The sequence below is a fragment of the Patescibacteria group bacterium genome (assembly GCA_018817715.1).
Taxonomy (GTDB): Bacteria; Patescibacteriota; Patescibacteriia; order Veblenbacterales; family UBA10138; genus JAHITT01.
Genome location: JAHITT010000006.1, coordinates 25,700 through 48,193 on the forward strand (window position 1 = coordinate 25,700; position 22,494 = coordinate 48,193).

Below are 22,494 nucleotides of genomic sequence, written 5' to 3' on the forward strand. Positions count from 1 at the left end.
ATGGCTATTATTTGGTGTAAAAATTTTGAAATACCTAGAGTGGATTTAAATATCTGTAGTGAATCGGCTATAGGTTTTCATACCTTACAATCCAAAACAGTCGGCCGGAATATAATTAACGAATCAATTTGGGTTTTTAAAAATTTGGACAATATTGGAACATATTTTTTCAAAAGACAATTAAGAAAAATAATAGAAAAAACCTTAAGTATTATTATAAATCAACCTGGCAAAATTGATATTCTTCACCAAAAAACTATTCTTTATAATAAAAAATATTATATTTTTGCGGAAAAAATAAGAAAATTATCCTTAAAAAAGTTAACTACTAAACAACTTTTGTCTTGGCATAAAAAGCTTTTCTATTGGCAATATTTAAGCCATGGTTATAGTTTACCTACTACCTGGTTTGTGGATTCTGATGGTGAGGATCTTACCAAACATCTTACAAGATTAATAAAAATGCGGATTGAGGAATTAGGTTTAACTTTATCATCGGCCGTAGTTTTTAGTAAATTAACAACTCCCACCAAACAGTCTTTGGCTCAGAAGGAGGAGTTAGAATCTTTAGCTATTTTAAAGTTAATAAAGAAACATAAATCTTTGGCTAAGAAATTATCTTATTTAAAAAAAACTACGAGCCTGTTAAGTTGGCTGGAGAGCTGCCCGAAAGCGTTAAATAAAGTTATTATAAAACATTATAAAAAATGGTGTTGGTTTCCTTATACTTATTTAGGGCCCGCTTACTCCTTAGATTATTATTTGCAGGTTTGGCAGGGATTATTAAGAGAAAGGGTAAATTCAGATAGAGAGATTGCTAAAATAATAAGCCAATCAAAAAAGGCTCAAACAAAAAGAAGCCAGTTATTAAAAATTTTGAAGCCAGGTAACCACTTAAAACACCTGTTAATCATAGCTTCTGATATTGTTTGGCTTAAGGGTTATCGTAAGGATTGTTATTATCATGGTTTTTATGTTTTGGATATCTTATTAGCGGAGATTGCCCGGCGAACTAATTTATCTTTGTTACAAGTAAAATATTTATTACCAGAAGAGTTGCCACTTTTATTGTTAGATAATAATAAAGATTGGGCGGATCTAGCCAATCAGCGGATGAAATTTTCTGTTTTATATCATAAAGATAGCCAGGTTAAAATTTTAGTAGGTAAAAAGGCTAAACAGTTTTTAAGTAAACGAAAATTTGAAAAAATATCAATTAAAAAAACTAAAGAAATATTGGGTACCTGCGCTTGTCCGGGTCAAGTTAGTGGTCGAGTTTGCTTAGTTAATATTCCAGCTGATATGGTAAAAATGAAAAAAGGGGACATTATGGTGTCTCACACTACTTACCCTGCTTTGATACCAGCCATGAAACTAGCGGCTGGTTTAATTACAGAAGATGGTGGGGTAACTTGCCATGCGGCTATAGTAGCCAGAGAGCTACAAATTCCTTGTGTAGTTGGTACCAAAATAGCAGCTCAAGTTTTAAAAGATGGTGATAGAGTTGAAGTTCAAGCGGAGCAGGGGATAATTAAAGTCATTAAATAAAGATATGGCTAAATCTAAAATAAATTGGTTTTTGATAAATGAAAATTATGGGGCTAATTTATGTCCTTATATTTTTCATTTTGATGCTGATTATCACTTATTCAAAAAAATATTGGGTCGGGGTATGAATTATCAAGGAGTAGGCACGGCCAAAGGTTTTTTGCGTCAAACTTATGATTTAACAGATTATAATAATTTTGCTGCTTTTGTATTTTTAAAATTAAAAAATGACAAAAAGTTTGCCCGAAAAATGCTTAAGAATATTTTTAAGGTCACTGGAAGTTTTCTTAAATTTAACAGGGAACTTTTGTCTCAAGATTTAAAAGATCTTACCGCCAGACAGTTAGTTGGTTTATTTAGAAAATTTTATGATAAGTTTGGCTTAATGAGTGCTTGGAGCGTGCCATTTGCTTTTACTGAGTACGGTACACCTTTATGGTCTAACAGTTTGTTAGAATATATTAACAGTAAAAAATTGTCGGTTGGAATGAGCGTTCAAGAAGTTTATCAATTATTAGTAGATACCAATAAAAAAACCTTTACAGCTTTAGAAAAAGAAAGTCTGTTAAGGTTAGCGACTATGGTAGTTAAGTCAAAAGGACTTAAAAAAGTTTTTAATCAGCCCATAAGCCAGATGAAGAAAATTTTGCAATCTGATTATCCATTATTTTATAAATACTTACACACCCATTATGTTAGTTTTAAATGGATAAATTTTGGCTTCGAAGGGCCAGTTTTAGATGAATTTTATTTTTTATCAGTTATTAAGGACTGGGTTTTTAATAAGAAGCCAGTTGAAGAGACAGTCAAGCGCAAAAAATACTTAGCTAGCTTAAAAAGTCGGCAGAATCAATTAATCAAAAAATTAAATATAGACAAAGAACATCAGTGGATGCTTTGGGTGGTTAGGGAATTTAGTTATCAGAAGGCTTATCGTAAAGATGTAGAATATCACAGCTATTATACTTATGATTTTTTATTAGCCGAATTAGCCAGACGTTTTGGTATGGCGGTTGATCAGGCACATTATTTATTAATGCCAGAAATAAAGGATATCTTATTGGGTAAGAAAAAAGTTAACATTAATGAACTTAATAAAAGGATGGAAAATAATTTTTATGTAGTTGTAAAAGGTAAGCCTAAATTGTTAGTTGGTCAGTCGGCGGCTAGGTTTGTTAAATTAATAAAAAAAAGAGATAAATCTAATAATACTAACAATTTATCTGGGCAATGTGCTTGTCCGGGTAAATATAAGGGAAGAATAAAAGTTATAAAAAATAAATCGGATTATACTAAGTTTAAAAAAGGTGATATTTTGGTAAGTTATGCCACTAATCCTAACATGGTGTCTTTAATGAAAATGGCTGGAGCTATAATAACGGACGAAGGTGGTGTCACCTGCCACGCCGCCATTGTTTCCAGAGAGTTGGGAGTTCCTTGTGTAATAGGCACCAGATTTGCCACCCAGGTTTTTAAGGATAATGATTTGGTGGAGGTGGATGCCGTTAAGGGTACTGTTAAGAAAATTTAATATGCCTAAATACATAAAGCAATTAACCAGAGAGAATACTTTATTGGATAGGGCTTTTAGGACTATAGCTTATGCCAAAAGCCTTCCGGAAATAGGTCGGGCTAAAATAAAAAAAAGCCCCATAGTTGGTTTTGGTCGGGTGACTTCTTTGTATTATGATCCAGTGGATTACAAAAAACAACAATCTATAATAATGAAAGAATTTTCTGGACAGAATATTAAGGTAATGTCCTATGAAATCATTAAGTATTTAGAGAAGGGTTATATTTGGGCCAAAAAAGTAAGTAACAACAGATTAACTAAAGCTGATTTGATTGATTTGATAAAAGATTTTAATTATTGCCACGCTCATGCCAGGGGAGCTATTGTTTATGGTTATTGGGGAGAACCAGTTATAACAAAATTATTAAAAAACAGTCTTAAAGTTAAAAAAGATAAATTAGATGAGATAGTGTCTGTTTTATCAACTCCCCATAAAATAGCCGGCCCTTTAAACAAACTACATAAAACTTCTTCGTTTTTGTATCAAAAAAGAAACGAATTGATTAAATCTTTAAAGTTGACAGGTAGACAAAATGAATTAGTTGAGATTTTATCTTGGTTTACTTTATTTTATGAAATGGGCGAGAGGGTGTCTGGTTCTATATATAGTTTGCTTTTGAAAAAAATTAACCAAATTTTAAAAAAAGATAAAATATATAAGGATATTGATTGGTACGATCCTCAATCTTTAATTACATATTTATCTAAAGGGAAAGCATTATCAAAGAAGGAATTAAGTAGCAGAAAAGTTTGTTATATATTATTTGTTAAAAAGGATGGGCTAAGAGTTATCAGCGGGCAGTCCGCTTTAAGACAATATAATAAAATTTTCAAAGAAAAATTTAATACTAACGTTAGTTTGTTAAAAGGCACAGTGGCTTGCGCTGGCAATGCTAAAGGAAAAATTAAAATAGTGATAACCAAACAAGATCAAGCGAAATTTAAACCAGGTGATATTTTAATTTCTACTATGACCACACCTAATTTAATGGGTGCCGTTAAAAAGGCTGCGGCTATAGTAACCGATGAGGGTGGTATGACTGCTCACGCTGCCATAATTAGCCGAGAATTAAATATTCCTTGTTTGGTAGGTACTAAAGTAGCTACCAAAGTGTTTAAAGATGGAGATTTGGTGGAAGTAGATGCTAATAATGGTATAATTAAGAAAATTTAGTCTTATGTCTAAAAAATCATTAAACAATAAAGATGTTTGGATGTTGGCCGAAGATATTCCGGATATAGATTTATTTTTTGCTCAAATTTGGTTGTCGGCTTTTGTTAATGATATGTCTAAGTCAGTCGGGACTAATTATCAAGAAGTGATGTGTGTGTTTAAGGGTACCAACATCAAGTTTTATTATAAACAAAAAGACTCAGAAAGGTTTTCTAATCATGTTTTTAATTTAATTAAAAAAAGTCCGGCCTTTGGAGAAAAAATTAACAAACAAATCAAATTACATACGGATGGGTTGGTGGCTTTGGCGGAAGAAGTCAGGAAAATTAATCTTAAAAAATTAACTAATAAAGAATTGTGGCAGATTTGGCAAAAACATGATGATATCCATACAGAACTTTATATTTGGGGTTGGTTACCTAATGTTACAGATATGTTTCATAGTAACTTCACTCATTATCTGCAATCTTATTTAAACAGTTGTGGGGTTGAAGAAGATTTAATTAATGAATATTTGGTAGTATTAACTAATCCTTCGGCCAAAAGCGTTATAAATCAGGAAAGGGAGGAATTCTTAAAATTAGTTGAAGAAATAAAAAAGGTTAAGGCTTTTAAAAAACTTCTTAAATTATCGCCAAGCCAGTTTATAAAAAAATTACCACTTAGTCGCCGGGTGTTGCTACAGCGCCATTGGGAAAAGTGGCATCATTTAAAATATAATTTTATTGGACCTAAAGTAACAACCTTGGAAGAATATGCTGAAGAGATACAAAAATTATTATTAAGCGGGATTAATCCTTATAATTTATTAAAGCAAGAAGTAGAAAAAAGAGTTTTGTCTGTTAAAGAAAAAAATAAATTATTGGCTAAAATTAAACCAGATAAAAAGCATCTGGCCTTGTTTGAATTATGGGGCCATTTTATGTTGACTAAATTTTATAGGCGAAATGGTCAAATAAGAGCTGTAGCCATATTTAATAATTTATTAAAAGAAACAGCTAGAAGATTGGGTATTTCTTTATTACAAGTTAGGTTGATGTTGAATAGTCAGGTTAAACAAGGATTGCTTAATAAGAAGGTTAATAAAAAAACGCTTAAAAAACAGAGTCAGTTGGCTGTTTATTGGAGTGCTAAAAACCGGGAATATTTATATATTGGAAATAAAGCACAAAAATTTATTAAGACTATACCGCAGGATGGTAATCATGAGGTCGCCGAGCTTAAAGGGCAGTGTGGTAGTTTAGGTAAAGCTAGTGGTACAGTTAAGTTAATTTTTAGACCGCGTGATATTCCTAAAATGTCTAAAGGCGACATATTGGTTTCGGCGGCTACTGATCCTGATATTGTGCCGGCTATGAAATTGGCGGGGGCTATTGTAACGGATCAAGGTGGTGTTACAGCTCATGCCGCCATTGTGGCGCGGGAATTAGGTATTCCGTGTTTAATTGGTACCAAAATAGCCACTAAAGTTTTTAAAGATGGAGATAGGGTAGAGGTAGACGCTACCAAAGGGGTGGTTAAAAAGTTATAATTTATTTATGAAAAAGCAGCAAAATATTTATACTTTTAGTAATATTAAAAAAGTTAGGTGGGGGGTGCTGGAAGAAAATCAACCCATTCATCTTTTTCCAGTAATGTATCCTTGTTGGTGTGGTATTGTTAAGGATGTGGGGAAGATTTTAGGTAAACCACAAACTAACATCATCAACTTCAATCATTATGATAAAAGTACAATATTCATTGATCATGATGAGTGGAATAAATTAGGCCTTTTTACTTTGCGTAAAATTTTACGAGATCCTAAGTGGGGATTTTACATAAGTAAAAAAATTATCAAACTTTCTGATATTTTGACTAAGTTTACTAGTCAAAAAATACATAAAGTAGATTTAACCAAAAAAACTAATCAGCAATTATATCATTTGTACAAGGAGTATCTAGATAAAGATGTTGTTGCATATAATTATGCCGCCATACCTGTGTATTTGGATTTATATAAACCTCATTTAACAACATATTTATTAAAATATTTAGATAAGCTTATATCTAAATTAGATTATAAAATGACAGCTCGGGAGTGTTTTGTTGGTTTAACTATGCCAGTTGGGTTATCTAAGGTACAAAACGAAGAACTTGATTTATATAAATTAACCATCAAAATAAAATCATTTATCAAGAACAATAAATTACCAAAGCTTTCTCAATTATCTGGGAGGAGTTTAAATTTATTCAAAAAGCACACGGATAAATATAGATACTTGGGTTATAATTGGGAAGGGCCGGCCTTTTCTGATTATTATTTTTGGAAAAGATTAGAAAATTTATTTAAAGATAAAGTCACTCCACAAACAAAAATTAAGGATTTTTTTGCCAATAAGAAAAAAGGTATAAGGCTAGCTGAAAAAATAAAGAAGGACTTACATATTGATAATAAACATAATAAGTTGTTGGAGCTGACTAAACATATAATTTATTCAAAAGAGTATCGAAAAATGGCTTTTGTACAGTCGTATTATGAGGTGGAGAAATTATTAAAGGAGATAGCTGATAGATTGTCATTAAGTTTGGATGAAGTTAGGGTGAGCTTATTAACTGAAGTCAGATTAATGTTAACCAGCAAGCTAACCAGACCAAAAGAACTATCAGATAGAATAGAGGGGCATTTATTTGTGGTTTTGAGCCAAAAATTACCTGGTCGGGTTTTTACGGATAATCTTTATTTAAAGACCAAGGAATATTTATTAAAGCGACAGGATTTACACGAAATTAATTATTTCCACGGGCAGACAGCTTGTTTAGGTAAAGCTGAGGGTCTAGTTAAAATAATTAATTCAGTTAAGGATATTGGAAAAATGAGAAAAGGGGATATTTTAGTTTCTACTCAGACAAATCCTGATTTAGTACCAGCCATGCGTAAAGCAGCCGCTATAGTGACTGATTTAGGTGGTATAACCTGCCACGCAGCTATTGTTTCCAGAGAATTAGGAATACCTTGTGTTATTGGTACTAAAGTGGCTACCAAAGTGCTTAAAGACGATGATAGGGTAGTGGTGGATGCTAGTAGAGGCGAGATTAAAAAGATTAATTAAATATATGAAGTATCAGTTATTACATCAAGAAACTTCTGTTACACCTCTAACTTTGGGTATGAATCACCGGGGATTTCATCATCGCCTGCATACGAAATATACTAGACCTTTTTATTTTAAAGATAGCGTAATTGTTTATAAAAATTATAAGGTTGATTGGTATGGTGATATAGATAATTTTTGTGAACTGGGTCAAAAAGTTATTGATAATGTTAAAAAAGACAAAACATTTAGCAAGCGTTTGTTATTAGATGTGGTTAAGATTGGACAAGAGTTAGATGAATTGGATAGCATAATAATTAGTGAAAATTTTGCACGATTGACAAAACTAAATTTGCTAAATCAATTTAAAAAATTATTTAAATTGTCTTATGATATTTGTGATTTGGGTGCAGTAGCAGTTTATCCTGATTTAAGACATTATAAATTATCAACATTACTTAAGAATATTATTAAGGAAAAAATAGTTAAATACAATTTACCTAGAAAAACTAATGACTACTTTTCAATATTAATTACACCTACAATTACTGGTTTGGTGCAGCGGGAAAAGAATGTCATACAAGAATTAGCAATTGAAATTCAGAGAGATAAAGCGCTAAAAAATGATTGGCTTAGGTTGAAAGCTAAAGACGTTTTAAAGAAACAAGCAGGCCACCTGCACAAAACTATTGATAGTTTATATAAATTATATAGTAATTATCGATGGTCAGCTTTTGGGCAATTAGGGCCAAGTAAAACATTGGATGATTATATCGTTGACATAAAAAGCGAAATAAAAAATCCAATTTTAAAAAAACAAATATTAGAAGCTAAAAAACATTTAAATCAGATATTTAAACTTCAAAATTTATATTATAAAGAACTTCGTTTGACTAAAGTAGAAATTAACCTGTTTAAAGCGGCTCGAGATTTTAGTGAAAACAAGGTTTATAGATTTGATATTTTACTTAAAACTTGGTTAGCACTTGATTTGCTTTTGAGAGAAATTGCCAACAGAACAAAATATACGGTTAATGATTTAAGATTTATGTCTCCAGAGGAGATTGTTAGTTTATTAACTGGTCGGAAAATAATTCCAATTAGTATAATTAAAAATAGGCAAAAATTTTGTTTGACACTTATTAAGAATAATTCAATTATCCATTTAACAGGGGAGCAAGCCAAATCATACCTACGCCATAATATAGAAGCGGAAAATATTCAAAATAACATTAAGACATTGCATGGTAGTGTGGCTTATATGGGTCGGGTTAGCGGACGAGTAAAAATAGTTAATAGTCCTAAGGATATTAGTAAGGTTAAAAAAGGAGATATTTTAGTTTCTACTCAGACAAATCCAGATTTATTGCCGGCCATGCGAAAAGCTGGAGCTTTTGTAACTGATGTAGGTGGTATAACCTCCCATGCTGCTATTGTGGCTAGGGAATTAAAGAAACCTTGTATAATAGGTACAAAGATTGCTAGTAAAATATTTAAAGATGGTGATAGAGTAGATGTAGATGCTATTAAAGGTAATGTAACATTAATTAAATAAATATGATTAAGCTTATTATTTTTGATTTGTATGGTCTTATATTAAGTTCGGGTTATCCAGATACTTCCAAATATCTGGCTAAGAAGTTTGGTGGAGATTGGCGGGATTATCAGGCCATAATATATAAAAAGTATTTTAACCAGGCGGCGGTACGACAAATAACTCAAAAACAGGCTTGGGTTTTGGCGGCTAAAGAATTAAAGTTACCGATTTCTTGGCAGGAGTTAAGAAAAATACATTATAAACTAATGACCTTGGATAAGCGGTTGGTTAAGTTAGATAAGGAATTAAACAAAAAAGGTTATATTACTTTAGTGCTTTCCAAGAATACCCGTAGTCAATTGGCCGATAACTGTAAGCGTTTTGGAATTAAAAAAATATTTAAAAATGTGATTAATACTTGGGAACTTAATTTACCTAAAGCCAGTAAAAAAACATTGGCCTTGGTTTTAAAGCGTTTTAAGGTTAAGCCGGAAGAGGTTATTTATGCGGATGATCAAAAGGCTAATTTAGTAGACGCTAAAGAAATGGGCATTAAAACAATTTTTGTTAAGAATTATCAGCAGTTTAAAAAAGAATTGGATGGTTATCTTTCTTATGATAAATAAATTTAAAGAAAAAGGTTGGCGTTTAATGTCTCAACGACAAAGGTTAAGCCCTTTCCCTAACTATATGTCTATGGAAGCTATGACGGGTTTAGTTAAGGAGTATGTTGGTGAAAATATAGATTGGCTGGTTTTATTTTTTGAAGACAGGATAATGAATGGGTTTAGTCCGTCTAAATCTTTTTTTGCTTCAGCTAATGATATTGTGAATAGGCTGGAGAATAATCCTGGTATTTATGCTGATTTAATTAAAAAGCAGAATTATTGGGGAAAAAAATTGGTTAAACACGCTAAATTGAGTTTTAATAAAGTAGATAGTACAAGTACGGCTCGAGATTTGTATAATTTTTGGATGAATTTTGAACGTATTTATAAACAGGTTTATGCTACTTATGGATCAGTTTGGATGATAGAGGATGTTTTTAATAATCGTTTATTACAGATAGTTAAAGAAAGGATTAGTAATGAAGTAAAATCTGTGGAGTTGCTTAATCTTTTGACATTACAACCAAAAGCTATGGTAGCGAGATTGGAAAAACAGGCTTTGTTAGAAGTGGCTGTTAAAATAGGTATTCGTTCTGGTTGGCGGCAGCAAGTTTTAAAAGGCAATTTTAAATCATTTGATAAAGGTTTAGTTGCTTTGATAGTTAAACACGAACGTGATTATTTTTGGGTAACTAGGGATTATGAGGATCCTATTTTGGACAAAGAAAGGATTATCAGCAAACTAAAAGACGTTTTACGAGAGAATTATAAAACTAACTTATTAGCCATGAAAAAAGAGTTGGTTAAATGGCGACAGCAGCAAGATTTTTTGACAAAGAAATTGCAATTGACTAATAAGGAAAAAAAGTTATTCTCGGCTATGCAGGATGTAGCTTACTTGAAGGAATTACGTAAGCATTATGTTTCAGAATCTTTATATTATTTTGATAGGGTCTTATTGGAAATCGGCCGCCGTAGTTGTTTAAGTATTAAACAAGTTAGATTTTTAAAAACAGAAGACTTAAGCAGTGTTTTATTTAGTAAAAAAGATTTTAGTAAAACAATTAATGATAGAATAAAATTATCTGTTTGGATAAGTCATCAAGGTAAAACAAAAGTAATAACTGGTAAAAAGGCTGAAATTTTAAAGAAAAAATTTATTCAAAAACCAAAAAATCTTTTGGAATTTATAGGTACCCCGGTGAGTCCTGGCAAAGCCCGTGGTCCAGTTAAAATAGTATTGAATCCAGATGAGTGTTCTAAGGTTAAAAAAGGGGATATTATCGTTAGTATTCAAGTCGTGCCTAGTTTTTCAGCAGCCATTCAACGAGCGGCTGGTTTAATTTGCGATGGTGGACATGGCATTACTACTCATCCTGCTATTTTAGCTAGAGAAGCTAAAATTCCAGCAATTATTCAAACTAGGTTTGCTCGAGAAGTTTTAAAAGATGGTGATATAGTGGAGGTTGATGGTTATAAAGGTATGGCAAGAAAAATAAAATAAACCCTCTTTAAGAGGGTTTATTTTATTAATAGCAGTTGTTAACTAAATTTCAGTTGCTATTTTTTCTATATTTTTACCTACGGGCTTAGCTTTTTTCTTATTTTGTCCATAAAAATCCAGCCTCACCCCTTCGGCATTTTCCACTTCGCCAACTTTTTCTAAAGGAATATTTAATTCATCAGCTACTATTAAGGAAGTCATTGAAGCGTGGCTATTGGCAATGTAAACTATTCTTTTTTCTTGACCTTTGTTAGACAACCAATCAGCTATTTTTTCCACTTTAGCCATATCAATATTTTTTCTTTTTAACATTTGGCTTTTAGTTTCAACTGCTGTAGGAATTTCATCATCTGGTGTTAAAGCCCAAGCCACAATTTCATCTTTGGCTCCTAATTTTTCTTGGTAAGAAGTATCTCCCAATTTTTTTCTAAAATCTGGCTCATGTTCAATACCTTGAATACCTTTTAATCTTTTTTCTACACCCGGCCCAGCTTCGGTTGGTATATTTTCTCCTTTCCATTCATAGGCGCTCTTTGGTAAGTCTATTTGGTCAGGCCTAGCGCCCAGTTCAATTAAAGTATCATTCATTACCCAGTCTTGCTCGCAAGTGCGATCAGTTTTTGAATCACGAATAAATAACTTTATTTTATCTAAGGATTTTTGTAAAACTTCGGCATAGGCTTGTTTGTTGTTCCAATCTTTAAAATCCGATTGTTCGTCGCTTATAATCTGTTTGGCAATATTAGTAATGGTTTCTTTTACTTGTTCACGACCCTTATCAGTTAAACCTCGTTTGGGATTAGTTTTATCTTTACCAGATTCGCCGTGACGGATAAGATAAACAGTTATATTTGGTTGTTCTTTTAATACTTCTTTGGATTCTGTAAATAATTGTTTTTCATTCATATAGTTTGATGAGTATTAACTAAGTACTTAAATATTAGCACATTTTAGTAAAAAAATAGAAGGTTCCAATGTTTTGGAACCTTCGAAGGATTGTTTGTAAATTTAGTTATTTATTTTGTAAATATTTTTTCCAGATGTTTTACTTCATCCGGTAGACGAAATTCTTCAACAGATACCGGAACAGCAATTCCATTATTAACGTCGAAAGTGTATATAAGGCCTTCGCAAGTTGATAAGGGACCGCCAATTGAACCAACAGATATGTTTTGCGGATAAACTTCTTTTACATCGTATGTTAGAGCTTTAATTAAAGAGCCAACAGCTTCTACAGCTACTCCGTGGCGGCAGCAAAGTATATTTGTGTTTTCTGTGCATCCTGCGGCATAAGCTAACATAGCTTGTACCTGTTCTGAGGCTCGTTTAAACACATAATCGCGTATTTCGCCGGGTTGGGTTAGGAAAACATGTTCCACTGTCATAGAGTTTTCTTTTTCCAATTGTTTGGCAATTTTAATTAAATTTTTGGCGTTGGGGTCTGAACCGATGTCGTCAAAAATAAGATCGGTTTTTACATCAAAGCTATGTCCAAGAGTGTCAAGGATAATTCGGGCTAGTTTCCAAGCGCGGGGTTGAGGACTAGTAATAGCTTTTTGAAACTTCACGCCAGAAAATTTTAGAATAGAAGCAACTATGTAGCTCGTCATCAAGCCGTATAAAGTAGGATTTTGATCCTTCTTTATTTTGTCTTGAAGGGTAGCATTTTGATCTTCAGCTGCTTTTTGTCTTTCGTAGTGACGGAAATCATAAATTTTTACAGTTGCCATTAGTGCACCTTTTGTTTTTTTGTGGGTTTTTGTTTATTAAGTTTAAGATTCGTCTGACGACGCATTTTTTACACGCTTTCAGATGAATCTTAAACTTGTTTGTTAAGGTACTATAAAACAGTCTATAATAGCGCATTTTTGGGTTTTTGTCAATGGTAGCTTTTATTTTATGGCTAGGTTAAAATAAAAATAGATTAATATTTAAAAAGATTTTTATGAAAATAACTTTTAGTTTACCTTTTTCCAAAATTAGCAAAAAAGACGTTAGCTTAGCTGGTGGTAAGGGTGCTAGTTTAGGCGAAATGGCCAAGGCCGGCATTCCGGTGCCGCCGGGTTTTGTGGTACTGGCCACAGCTTTTAATAGGTTTTTACAGGAAACGGATTTAGAGCAAGATATTCAAGCCCAGCTTAATAAAGTTAATTATCACGATGTCAATTCGGTTGATAGATATTCTAATGTTATAAGGGCAATGATTACCAAAGCTAAAATGCCTAAAGATTTGCAAGAAGAAATAGTAAAAGAGTTTAAAAAATTAAAAGTTAAATATGTGGCAGTTCGTTCTTCAGCCACAGCCGAAGATTCTAGTTCAGCTTCGTGGGCGGGGGAGTTAGAAACTTATTTAAATACCACTGACAAGGATTTGTTAAAGAGAGTTAAGGACTGCTGGTCTTCGCTGTTTACACCACGGGCTATTTTTTATCGGCATGAAAAAAAATTGCATAAAGTTAAAGTGGCGGTGGCGGTGGTTGTGCAGGCCATGGTGCAGTCGGAAATTTCTGGCATTGCTTTTACAGTTCATCCTGTTACCAAAGATAAAAAACAAATGATTATTGAAGCTGGTTATGGTTTGGGGGAATCTATTGTTTCTGGACAAATAACTCCCGATGCTTATGTAGTCAGTAAAAAGGATTTATCTTTAATAGATATAAATATTGCTGAACAAACTAAAAAATTAATAGGTTTACCTGGTGGAGGAAATAAGTGGATGGGTTTGAATAAAAAAGACGGTAGTAAGCAAAAATTAACTGGCAAACAAATAATAGAATTATCTAAAATTTGTTTGCATATAGAAAAGCATTATAAATTTCCCTGTGATATAGAATGGGCTTTGGTAAAAAATAAATTTTATATAACCCAATCTAGACCTATTACCACTTTATAAATTCATATTACCATTCCACCCATTCGCGCGAATGGGGGATAGGTTAAAGTAATATATACCAATTTGGTAGGATTTATGCTATAATTGTAAAACCTATGTTTTTTCAACTATCTGCCAAGGCCGAATACGGCTTAATGATGCTGAAACATTTAGCCGCTCTTAAACCTAAGGAATTAGGTTGTTTAAGGTCTATTGCTAAGGAACAGAATTTACCTATTAAATTTTTGGAAAGGATTGCTTCGGATTTATTAAAAGCTGGTTTAGTAATTAGTCAGCCTGGTAGTGCCGGTGGTTATCGTCTTAAAAAATCGGCTAACCAAATAAAACTGTCTGAGATTCTAAGCGCTTTAGGTGAGGATGTTACCCCGACGGTGTGTAAACACGACGGCAATTGTTGTAAGCGTCAATCAGCTTGCCCTAATAAAACCGGTTGGTTAAAAGTACAAAAAGATTTAGCTAAAATAATCAATGCTTATAGATTAAGCGATCTAATTAATTAATTTTTTATTTTATGTTTACTTTACCCAATTTACCTTACAGTTATGATGCTCTAGGGCCCCATTTAGACAAACAAACTATGGAATTGCATCATACTAAGCATCATGCTACTTACGTGAACAAATTGAACGAAGCTTTGGCTAAAGCACCACAGTTGAAGGAAAAATCCATTGAGTGGTTACTAACTAATTTAAGTGAAGTGCCCGAAGATATTAGAACTGCGGTAGTTAATCACGGTGGCGGGCATTATAACCATAGTTTATTTTGGCAAATGATGTCACCGGATAAAGTAGAGCCACCTGTTGAATTAGTTTCTGTTATTAATAATAATTTTGGTTCTGTAGAAAAATTTCAAGAACAATTTAATCAAGCGGCTGTTAGTTTATTTGGTAGCGGTTGGGTTTGGTTGGTAAAAAAAGCCGATAATAATTTGGCGATAACAACCACCTTTAATCAAGGCAGCCCGCTTAGTCAGGGTTTGCAGCCGTTATTGGGTTTGGATGTTTGGGAGCATGCTTATTATTTGAAGTGGCAAAATAAACGGGCTGATTATGTGGCCACTTGGTGGCAGGTAGTTAATTGGCCAGTGGTGGCTAAGAATTTGCTTAGTTAAATAGGCAATGTCCTTGTTAAGAATTAGCCGTTTAAGTTTAACGGTTGAGACTAAGCCGATATTAAAAGATTTTAATTTAACTATTAACAAAGGTCAGGTACAAGCTTTGGTTGGGCCTAACGGTTCTGGTAAAAGCAGTTTGGCTGCTTTGTTAATGGGTCAGCCGGCTTATCAGTTAACTTACGGCCAACTATTTTTTAATGGAAAAAATTTATTAAACTTAAAACCAGCCGAACGCTCTAAGGCTGGTTTGTTTGTGGCTTGGCAAAATCCCATTAGAGTGTCTGGTTTAAACGTGGAGGAATTTTTAATAAAACTTTTTAGGATGCATTCGTCAGCTAGTCAAAGAAGTTGGCCGATAATTAAAGTTAGGCAGCAGATTATTAAACAAGCGCGCCGGTTTAAAGCTGTGGATTTGTTGGCCCGTGATTTAAACGACGGTTTGTCTGGTGGCGAACAGAAACGTTTAGAAGCTTTACAAATGGCTGTTATTAAGCCGAAGTTGGCGATTCTTGATGAAATAGACTCAGGTTTAGATATGGCTAGTCTTGGGGCTGTTAGCCGTTTAATTAGGGAGTTAAATAAGCAAGGCACGGCTTTTTTGATTATTTCCCATCATTGGCGCTTATTAAAAGAGGTTAAAGCCCAATCAATTAATGTTTTATTAAAGGGTAGTGTTGTGGCCAGTGGTGGCTTAGAGTTAATAAACACCTTAAACCGTCGGGGTTTTAAAGATTGGTTAAAGGAATAAATTATATGCCGGTTGTTGATAGGGATTTTGTAATTAAGCGCGGACAGTGGGTAGATAAAATAAAACCGTTAGAAAAAATAGGCCTTGGTTTGTCGGATAATATAATTAGGCAGATTTCTGGTTTTAAGCAGGAGCCTGATTGGATGCTCAAAAGGCGTTTGCAGGCTTTTAGAATTTTTAAACAAAAAAAATATCCTCAGTGGGGGCCGGATTTGTCTAAACTTAATTTTAATAAAATTTGTTATTATTCTCGAATTAATTACAGCAGCCAATCAACTTGGGCTAATATTCCCTCGCCAGTTAAAAAAACTTTTGAACGTTTGGGTGTGCCTAAATTAGAAGCGGCTGTTTTGGCTGGTAGCGGTTTGCAATATGATTCGGAAATAGTTTACCAAGCTTTGCAAGCTGATTTAAAAAAAATAGGCGTGATTTTTTTAAGTATGGAGCAAGGTTTAAGGCAATATCCTAAACTAGTAAAAAAGTATTTTGGGCAGGTGGTGCCGGCCAGGGATAATAAATTAGCCGCCTTAAACAGCGCTGTTTGGTCGGGCGGCAGTTTTATTTATGTGCCACCCGGTCTAAAAGTGTCTAAGCCGCTGCAGGCTTATTTTCGTTTAAATGCTCGTAATTTAGGCCAATTTGAGCGGACTTTAATAATCGCTGATAAAAATAGTGAATTGGAATATATTGAAGGATGCACGGCGCCTTATTTTAACGTGGATTCTTTACACGCCGCTGTGGTGGAGATTGTTGTGGAAGCGGGCGCTAAGGTTCGTTATACTACGGTTCAAAATTGGTCCACTAGTGTTTATAATTTGGTTACTAAACGCGCCTTGGTAAAAAGGAATGCTTATATGGAATGGTTAGATGGTAATTTTGGCAGTCGGGTAACTATGAAATATCCGTCTATAATTTTAAGTCAACCTGGTGCCAAGGGTAAAATTGTTTCTTTGGCTGTGGCTGGCAAGGGGCAGGTGATCGAAACCGGCGCTAAAGCTATTCATTTGGCGCCCTTAACCAGTTCACAAATTATTTCTAAATCTATTGCTTTGGCCAAGGGTCGTACTAATTATCGTGGTTTGTTAAAAATAACGCCAGCCGCCAACAATAGCCGGAGCAGTGTGTGCTGTGACGCTTTATTATTATCGCCCCAGGCGCGATCGGATTCTTACCCCAAGGTAGATGTTAAAAATCAAAAAGTTCACCTAGAGCACGAAGCTAGTGTAGCCCGTTTAAGTCAAGAGCAGTTGATTTATTTGCAAAGCCGAGGATTTTCCAAAAGTGAAGCTGTTAACTTGATTGTTAATGGTTTTGTGGCTCCGGTTCGTCAGGCTTTGCCAGCCGAATTCGCTATTGAGCTGGAAAAGCTTTTGGATTTGGAAATGGAAGAAGCGGTGGGTTAATTATTTTTTTTAGTTTATTTAATGGGTACTGTAAAACAAATAATCATTAATAAAAAGCAGATTAGGCATTTTGATTTGTCTAACTTTTTGCCAGATAAAATAGAATTTAAATTAGCGGCCGAAGCTGTGCTACGGTTAAATAATAGTTCGGCTTTTAGCTTTAAACATTTGCATTTTATTATTGGTTTAAGGGCCAGAGTAGATTTTGATTGTTTGTTTAAACAATTGGTTGGTAAAAGACAATATTATGTAACAGCTGATTTAATGGGCGCTTATAGTCAATTAAACGTTAATTTATTGCATAATGGCCAAGACCAATCAGAAGCTGATTATTTTTTAACAATAAATCATCAGGCGGCTAATAGTTTTTCCAAAATTACAATTCGTCGTTTATTGCAAGGTCGGGCCCGTTCAAATCTTTATGGTTTGGTAAAGGTTTGGCCACAAGCTAAAGCGGTGGATTCATTTTTATTAGATAAAACTTTGTTAATGGGTCGTAGGGCGCAGGTTGTATCCAAACCGGATTTAAAAATATTAAATAACCAAGCTGCTGTTTATCATGGAGTGACTGTTAGCCGTCCCGACCATAAAGAAATTGACTATTTGACCAGTCGAGGTTTTACCAACCGGCAGGCTCTTAATTTAGTCGTTCAAGGATTTATTAAAGGAAAAAATTAAAGCGTTTGCCTAAAAATATTTATCCTTATAGAATAACTAGGTATGGATTTACATAATATTCGTCAGCAGTTTCCTTTGTTTAATCAGCCAGCCAATAAGGATTTGGCTTATTTTGATAATGCCGCTTCAACACAAAAGCCAGAAGTTGTTTTAAAGGCTATGGATGAATTTTATCGTACAACTTACGCTAATGTTCATCGGGGTGTTTATAAAATAGCCGAACAAGCCACGGCTAAGTTTGAAGGTGTTCGGGCAGCTACGGCTGATTATTTAGGCGCTGCTTCAGCTAATAATATAGTTTTTACCCGTAATGCTACGTCAGCTTTGAATCTTTTAGCACAAAGTTATAGCCGTACTTTAAAACCAGGAGATGAGGTTGTATTAACCGAAATGGAGCACCATGCCAATTTAGTGCCTTGGCAACAGGCGGCCAAGCATAATGATTTAGTTCTTAAATTTTTACCAGTTAATCAAAACGGCCGTCTGGAATTAGATAAATTATCTGTTTTGATAAATAAAAAAACTAAAGTTGTTAGTTTAACAGCTATGTCCAATGTCTTGGGTACTATGCCGGAGCTTAAAGAAATAATTTCTTTAGCTAAGTCTGTGGGGGCGCGAGTAATAGTGGATGCTGCTCAGGCTTTACCGCATAAATATTTAAACGTTAAAGAATTGGATTGTGATGCTTTGGTTTTTACAGCCCATAAGTTTTTTGGACCTTCTGGTTTGGGTATTTTGTACGCCAGTCAGGAATTATTGGAGATTATGCCGCCGATTGAATACGGCGGGCATATGATAGCGGAAGTTAATTGGTATGATTCTACTTGGGCCGAGCCACCAACTAAATTTGAAGCTGGTACGCCACCGATTGCCGAAGTAATTGGTTGGGGCGAGGCTTTAAATTTTATTAAGCAGTTGGATTGGGTGGCTGTGGAAGCTTATGAAAAAAATTTAACAGAGTATGGTTTAAAATTATTAACTGCTTTACCAGGTTTAACAATTGTTGGACCAGAAGATAGTTTGGCGCGTGGTCCAGTATTTGCTTTTAGTTTAGATAAAGTTCACCCCCATGATTTAGGTAGTTGGTTGGATTCTTTAAATATTGCCGTGCGGTCCGGACATCATTGTACCCAGCCTTTGCATCGTAAATTCGGTTTATTAGCTACGACTCGAGCCAGTTTATCTATTTATAATACTCCAGCCGAGTTAGACAGATTGGCTGACGGTATTAAACAAGCTCAAAAAATGTTTACTTAATTTATGGATTTATATCAAGCGACTATTTTAGAACATTATAAAAACCCTCATAATCAGGGTGATTTACCTAAGGCTACCAATCGGGGTAGTGTTTCTAATCCGTTATGTGGTGATGCCATTTCTATGGCTTTTAAAATTGTTGATGATCAAGTGGAGGAAGTGGCTTGGCAGGGTGAGGGCTGTGTGTTAACTCAGGCCACAGCCTCAATATTATCCGAAAGCATTAAAGGCCAAAAAATAGCTGATTTAAAAAATATTAATCAGGAAGCTATTGTGAAAATGTTGGGTATTACTCCAGGTCCTAATAGGTTGGAATGCGCGCTGTTGCCCTTACGGGCTTTGCTTAAAGCTTTGGACTAGGTTTTTTATTAGCCAGTAAAAAACCGGCTAAGCCTAGGATTAAATGCCAAACATTTTCAGCCGGTTCTAAATGAAAAATGTCTCTAAAGTTGGGCCAGCTTAAGCCTAGTAAAAATAAAGCCCAGCCCATAAAGCCTAATATTTTAAGATAAGACGGTAAAGTTACTGAAGAGTTTTTACTATAGCTTAATTTAAGACCAACAGCGCCTAAAATTAAATAAATTAATCCTGGGAACATATCTAAATAAACCAGTTGCCCCAAAGAAGGATGTAAAAAGGCTGTTAGACCCAATAACAATAAAGCGGCGGCTAATAATTTAGTTAGGTGATGTCTCATATTAATAATTATAACCTTAGCTGTTCCTTTGCTCAAGTTTTTTTGCTAAACTGTTTAGTATATGAATAATAAAATTTGTGTTATTGGGGGAGCTACTTGGGATGTTTTTTTTACTACACCCCAGGCTAGTTTGGGGCGTTGTAACAATGATGATTATTTAATGTTTCCTTATGGCGGAAAAATAGACGCTCTTGATGTTAAATATGGTTTTGGCGGCGGAGCGGCTAATGTGGCCATAAGTTTGAGCCGTTTGGGTTTGTCTGTTAGTTTATTGAGCCGTTTAGGTAAAGATTGGCGAGGTAAGGAGGTTGTAAAAAATTTAAATTATCATCAAGTTAAAACTAATTTGATTCAATACGATAGTCAGCAAGTTACGCCTCTGTCTTTTATAGCCACTAGTGGCGGTTCGCGTGACCATGTGGCTTTTGTAGATAGAGGGGCAGCTAAGCATTTAAAAATGCCAGCCAAATTGGCTAAGGATTTTGATTGGTTTTATGTGACTAGTTTAGCTAATAAAGCTTGGCCAGTTTTTTTAACTAAGTTGTTTACAACGGCAGTTAAACAAGGACAAAAAAATTTTTGGAATCCAGGAGCCAGACAATTGGCTGACAAAAAATCTCTTATTAAGCTTTTGCCTTTAGTGGATATTTTAGATGTTAATAAGGAAGAAGCGGAAACCTTAACCAATCTTAATAATGTTGCCGTACCTGTTTTGTTGGTAAAATTAAAAGCTTTAGGTTCTAAAGCAGTGTTAATAACCGATGGATCTAACGGCGCTTATTATTTTGACGGCCAAAGTTTAGTTCATCAACCTTCTTTTAAAGTAAAACCCGTTAATACTACCGGCGCTGGAGATAGTTTTGGTTCAGCTTGGTTAGCTGGTTATACATATTCTAAGGGTAATGTTAAGCAGGCTATGCTGTGGGGTATGCGTAACGCTTCGTCGGTTATTAAAACTGTTGGCGCCCAAAACGGCTTGTTGAGTTTAAAGCAGATAAAAAAATAATTTTAGTTTTGTGATAAAACCGGCTGTTAAATTATTAAAGGAAGCAAATGTTATAGATTATTTGCGCAGCAAGTCCAGATATTTACCGTTTTCGGTTAGTCAAATTAAATCTGTTAAAATAGTTGATAAGTATAGCAATAGTAATTTTTTGTATAGAATAGTTGTTAGTCAAGGTAAAAAAGTTCAAATTTATTTTTTAAAACAGGCCTGGCAGTATAACAAACGAAGTTATTTAGCAGGTCAGCCAATAGCCGTAGATAGTAGCCGGATTATCGGTGAGGTTTATTTAATTCGTTATTTAAATAAATTGTGGCCAGCTGGTACTGTGCCCAAAGTGTATTTTTTTGACAAACAGGCTAAGGTTTTTTTAATGTCAGATGTTTCTAAAAAAGGTAAATTATTGGCTGATGAGTTTGATAAAAATAAAATTCACCCAGAAATTGCCCCAGTTTTGGCCAAGCATTTATCTTTGCTTCATATCAAGTCGTATAAAAGGAGGCTAAAAACCGGTAGCAATGAATCTTATGAAAAAATGATGAAAGATTTTTTATTTGGTAAAAAGTGGTGGGGTTATGCTTTAGATAAATTTTTTAACAAAAAAGAAATAAATGATTTTTATAAAGAAGTGAAAAAAAACTCCAATTGTTTAATTTGGGGTGATCCGATTAATAGGAATATTTTTGTTAGACCTAATGGCAGGGTTGGTTTAGTTGATTTTGATTTTACTATGAATTATGACCCTATGCTGGATGTGGGTGTTTTGTTGGCACATTGGTTATGGATGAAAGAAAAAGGTAATTCCAAATTAAGCCGTGATTGCCAGAAGTTTTTGGGTGAATAATTTTATGGTGGGTGATTATTTAATGTCGGATGAAAAAGGTAAAAGAATAATATGCCAAGCGTTATTAGATAGCCAAGCTTTGGTGTTTGGTAAAATTATTCCAGCCATTTGCGCTACACCTTATTATATAGAAACCAGAAATCTTTTTAGCAAAAAATCAACTTTTGATATAATTGTTAAAGAGATGACTAAGTTGATAAAACAGTTAAACGTTGATTTAATTGCTGGTTGTGAATTTGCTGGTGTACCTTTGGCGGCAGCATTATGTTTGGAAACAGGTTTGCCTACTGTTTACCTTAGAAAAAAACCAAAAGAATATGGCAGTAAAACAGCCGTAGTTGGACAAATTATTGGTAAAAAAGCTGTTTTGATAGACGATGCATCCGGCAGAGGTGCGGGTAAAGAAAAATTTGCTACTTATTTACAAGAAAAAGATGTTAAGGTGACTGACATGTTAGTTATATATTGGACAAACCATCCCTTAATACCCTGGTATAAAAATAATGGAATTAGGCATCATCAATTAATTATGGCCGAAGATTTTATAAACTACGCCAAAGATGTTGGTTATATTTCCGATGATTTGCACGCTCTAATATGGGATTGGTGGAAAGATTATAATATAGAAAAAAGATCACTAGATTGGAAACGTTGGGATAAGGTATTTGCACAAGCTAAAAAAGAAGGTTTTGTTATATCCAATGAAAAGCAGTCTTATGAAGAAATGTTGGCTGAATCAAAAAGATTGGGTAAATGGGTAGAACCATTAGACGGAAAATACGAATATATATAATTCTAAAAATTTGCGCTTAAAAAATTCAAGCCCTCTTTGTAAATTATTT

General features: G+C 34.0%; 22 protein-coding genes. 19 read left to right on the top strand and 3 right to left on the bottom strand.

Annotated elements, in window-relative coordinates; translation table 11 throughout:
• The 8 genes from KKC17_03150 (at position 1) to KKC17_03185 (ending at position 11,015) form a co-directional block, all read left to right on the top strand.
• Positions 1–1,548, top strand: a complete 1,548-nt coding sequence (locus tag KKC17_03150; protein MBU1039191.1) for a hypothetical protein — start codon at positions 1–3, stop codon at positions 1,546–1,548.
• Positions 1,549–1,798: 250 nt separating this feature from the next.
• Positions 1,799–3,079: a hypothetical protein gene (locus KKC17_03155; protein ID MBU1039192.1), complete on the top strand. Its 1,281-nt coding sequence runs from the start codon at positions 1,799–1,801 to the stop codon at positions 3,077–3,079.
• Entirely contained in the window at positions 3,030–4,295 is a 1,266-nt protein-coding gene (locus KKC17_03160; protein MBU1039193.1) for a hypothetical protein, read from the top strand. Before KKC17_03155 ends, KKC17_03160 begins: the two co-directional genes overlap by 50 nt.
• A 433-nt stretch (positions 4,296–4,728) precedes the next feature.
• A complete protein-coding gene (locus tag KKC17_03165; protein ID MBU1039194.1) occupies positions 4,729–5,826 on the top strand; it encodes a hypothetical protein in 1,098 nt (365 codons plus the stop codon).
• A gap of 532 nt (positions 5,827–6,358) precedes the next feature.
• Complete coding sequence (locus KKC17_03170) at positions 6,359–7,384, top strand: hypothetical protein (GenBank protein MBU1039195.1); 1,026 nt, start codon at positions 6,359–6,361, stop codon at positions 7,382–7,384.
• Between the two features lie 1,030 nt (positions 7,385–8,414).
• A complete protein-coding gene (locus KKC17_03175; protein MBU1039196.1) occupies positions 8,415–8,921 on the top strand; it encodes a hypothetical protein in 507 nt (168 codons plus the stop codon).
• Positions 8,922–8,923: 2 nt separating this feature from the next.
• Complete coding sequence (locus KKC17_03180; GenBank protein MBU1039197.1) at positions 8,924–9,529, top strand: HAD hydrolase-like protein; 606 nt, start codon at positions 8,924–8,926, stop codon at positions 9,527–9,529.
• On the top strand, positions 9,519–11,015 hold the full coding sequence (locus tag KKC17_03185) for a hypothetical protein (protein ID MBU1039198.1): 1,497 nt from the start codon (positions 9,519–9,521) through the stop codon (positions 11,013–11,015). The genes KKC17_03180 and KKC17_03185 overlap by 11 nt, the downstream gene beginning before the upstream one ends.
• 42 nt (positions 11,016–11,057) lie before the next feature.
• Here the strand turns inward: KKC17_03185 and KKC17_03190 are convergent, their stop codons facing one another.
• Positions 11,058–11,921, bottom strand: coding sequence for a hypothetical protein (locus KKC17_03190; protein MBU1039199.1), 864 nt, complete (start codon positions 11,919–11,921; stop codon positions 11,058–11,060).
• Between the two features lie 110 nt (positions 11,922–12,031).
• Complete coding sequence (locus KKC17_03195; protein MBU1039200.1) at positions 12,032–12,745, bottom strand: histidine phosphatase family protein; 714 nt, start codon at positions 12,743–12,745, stop codon at positions 12,032–12,034.
• Between the two features lie 215 nt (positions 12,746–12,960).
• On the opposite strand from KKC17_03195, the gene KKC17_03200 reads away from it, so the two are divergent.
• The 8 genes from KKC17_03200 (at position 12,961) to KKC17_03235 (ending at position 19,468) form a co-directional block, all read left to right on the top strand.
• A complete protein-coding gene (locus tag KKC17_03200) occupies positions 12,961–13,908 on the top strand; it encodes a hypothetical protein (protein ID MBU1039201.1) in 948 nt (315 codons plus the stop codon).
• Between the two features lie 95 nt (positions 13,909–14,003).
• On the top strand, positions 14,004–14,408 hold the full coding sequence (locus KKC17_03205) for an Rrf2 family transcriptional regulator (protein ID MBU1039202.1): 405 nt from the start codon (positions 14,004–14,006) through the stop codon (positions 14,406–14,408).
• Between the two features lie 11 nt (positions 14,409–14,419).
• A complete protein-coding gene (locus tag KKC17_03210) occupies positions 14,420–15,019 on the top strand; it encodes a superoxide dismutase (protein ID MBU1039203.1) in 600 nt (199 codons plus the stop codon).
• 7 nt (positions 15,020–15,026) lie between these two features.
• Complete coding sequence (gene sufC, locus KKC17_03215) at positions 15,027–15,770, top strand: Fe-S cluster assembly ATPase SufC (GenBank protein ID MBU1039204.1); 744 nt, start codon at positions 15,027–15,029, stop codon at positions 15,768–15,770.
• A 5-nt stretch (positions 15,771–15,775) separates the two neighbouring features.
• Positions 15,776–17,173: a Fe-S cluster assembly protein SufB gene (gene sufB, locus KKC17_03220; protein MBU1039205.1), complete on the top strand. Its 1,398-nt coding sequence runs from the start codon at positions 15,776–15,778 to the stop codon at positions 17,171–17,173.
• Positions 17,174–17,194: 21 nt separating this feature from the next.
• Positions 17,195–17,851: a SufD family Fe-S cluster assembly protein gene (locus KKC17_03225; GenBank protein MBU1039206.1), complete on the top strand. Its 657-nt coding sequence runs from the start codon at positions 17,195–17,197 to the stop codon at positions 17,849–17,851.
• 42 nt (positions 17,852–17,893) lie between these two features.
• The gene (locus KKC17_03230; protein ID MBU1039207.1) at positions 17,894–19,108 is read left to right on the top strand and encodes a SufS family cysteine desulfurase; all 1,215 of its coding nucleotides are present in this window, start codon (positions 17,894–17,896) and stop codon (positions 19,106–19,108) included.
• A gap of 3 nt (positions 19,109–19,111) precedes the next feature.
• Positions 19,112–19,468, top strand: coding sequence for an iron-sulfur cluster assembly scaffold protein (locus KKC17_03235; protein ID MBU1039208.1), 357 nt, complete (start codon positions 19,112–19,114; stop codon positions 19,466–19,468).
• On the opposite strand, the gene KKC17_03240 is transcribed toward KKC17_03235, so the two are convergent.
• Entirely contained in the window at positions 19,452–19,805 is a 354-nt protein-coding gene (locus tag KKC17_03240; GenBank protein MBU1039209.1) for a hypothetical protein, read from the bottom strand. The two genes, KKC17_03235 and KKC17_03240, sit on opposite strands and share 17 nt — an antisense overlap.
• A gap of 61 nt (positions 19,806–19,866) precedes the next feature.
• On the opposite strand from KKC17_03240, the gene KKC17_03245 reads away from it, so the two are divergent.
• Genes KKC17_03245 through KKC17_03255 form a run of 3 tightly spaced genes read left to right on the top strand, consistent with a single transcriptional unit; the run spans position 19,867 to position 22,445 of the window.
• Positions 19,867–20,811, top strand: a complete 945-nt coding sequence (locus KKC17_03245) for a carbohydrate kinase family protein (GenBank protein MBU1039210.1) — start codon at positions 19,867–19,869, stop codon at positions 20,809–20,811.
• 10 nt (positions 20,812–20,821) lie between these two features.
• Entirely contained in the window at positions 20,822–21,652 is an 831-nt protein-coding gene (locus KKC17_03250) for a phosphotransferase (protein MBU1039211.1), read from the top strand.
• Between the two features lie 4 nt (positions 21,653–21,656).
• Positions 21,657–22,445, top strand: a complete 789-nt coding sequence (locus KKC17_03255; GenBank protein ID MBU1039212.1) for a hypothetical protein — start codon at positions 21,657–21,659, stop codon at positions 22,443–22,445.
• Positions 22,446–22,494 lie beyond the last annotated feature (49 nt).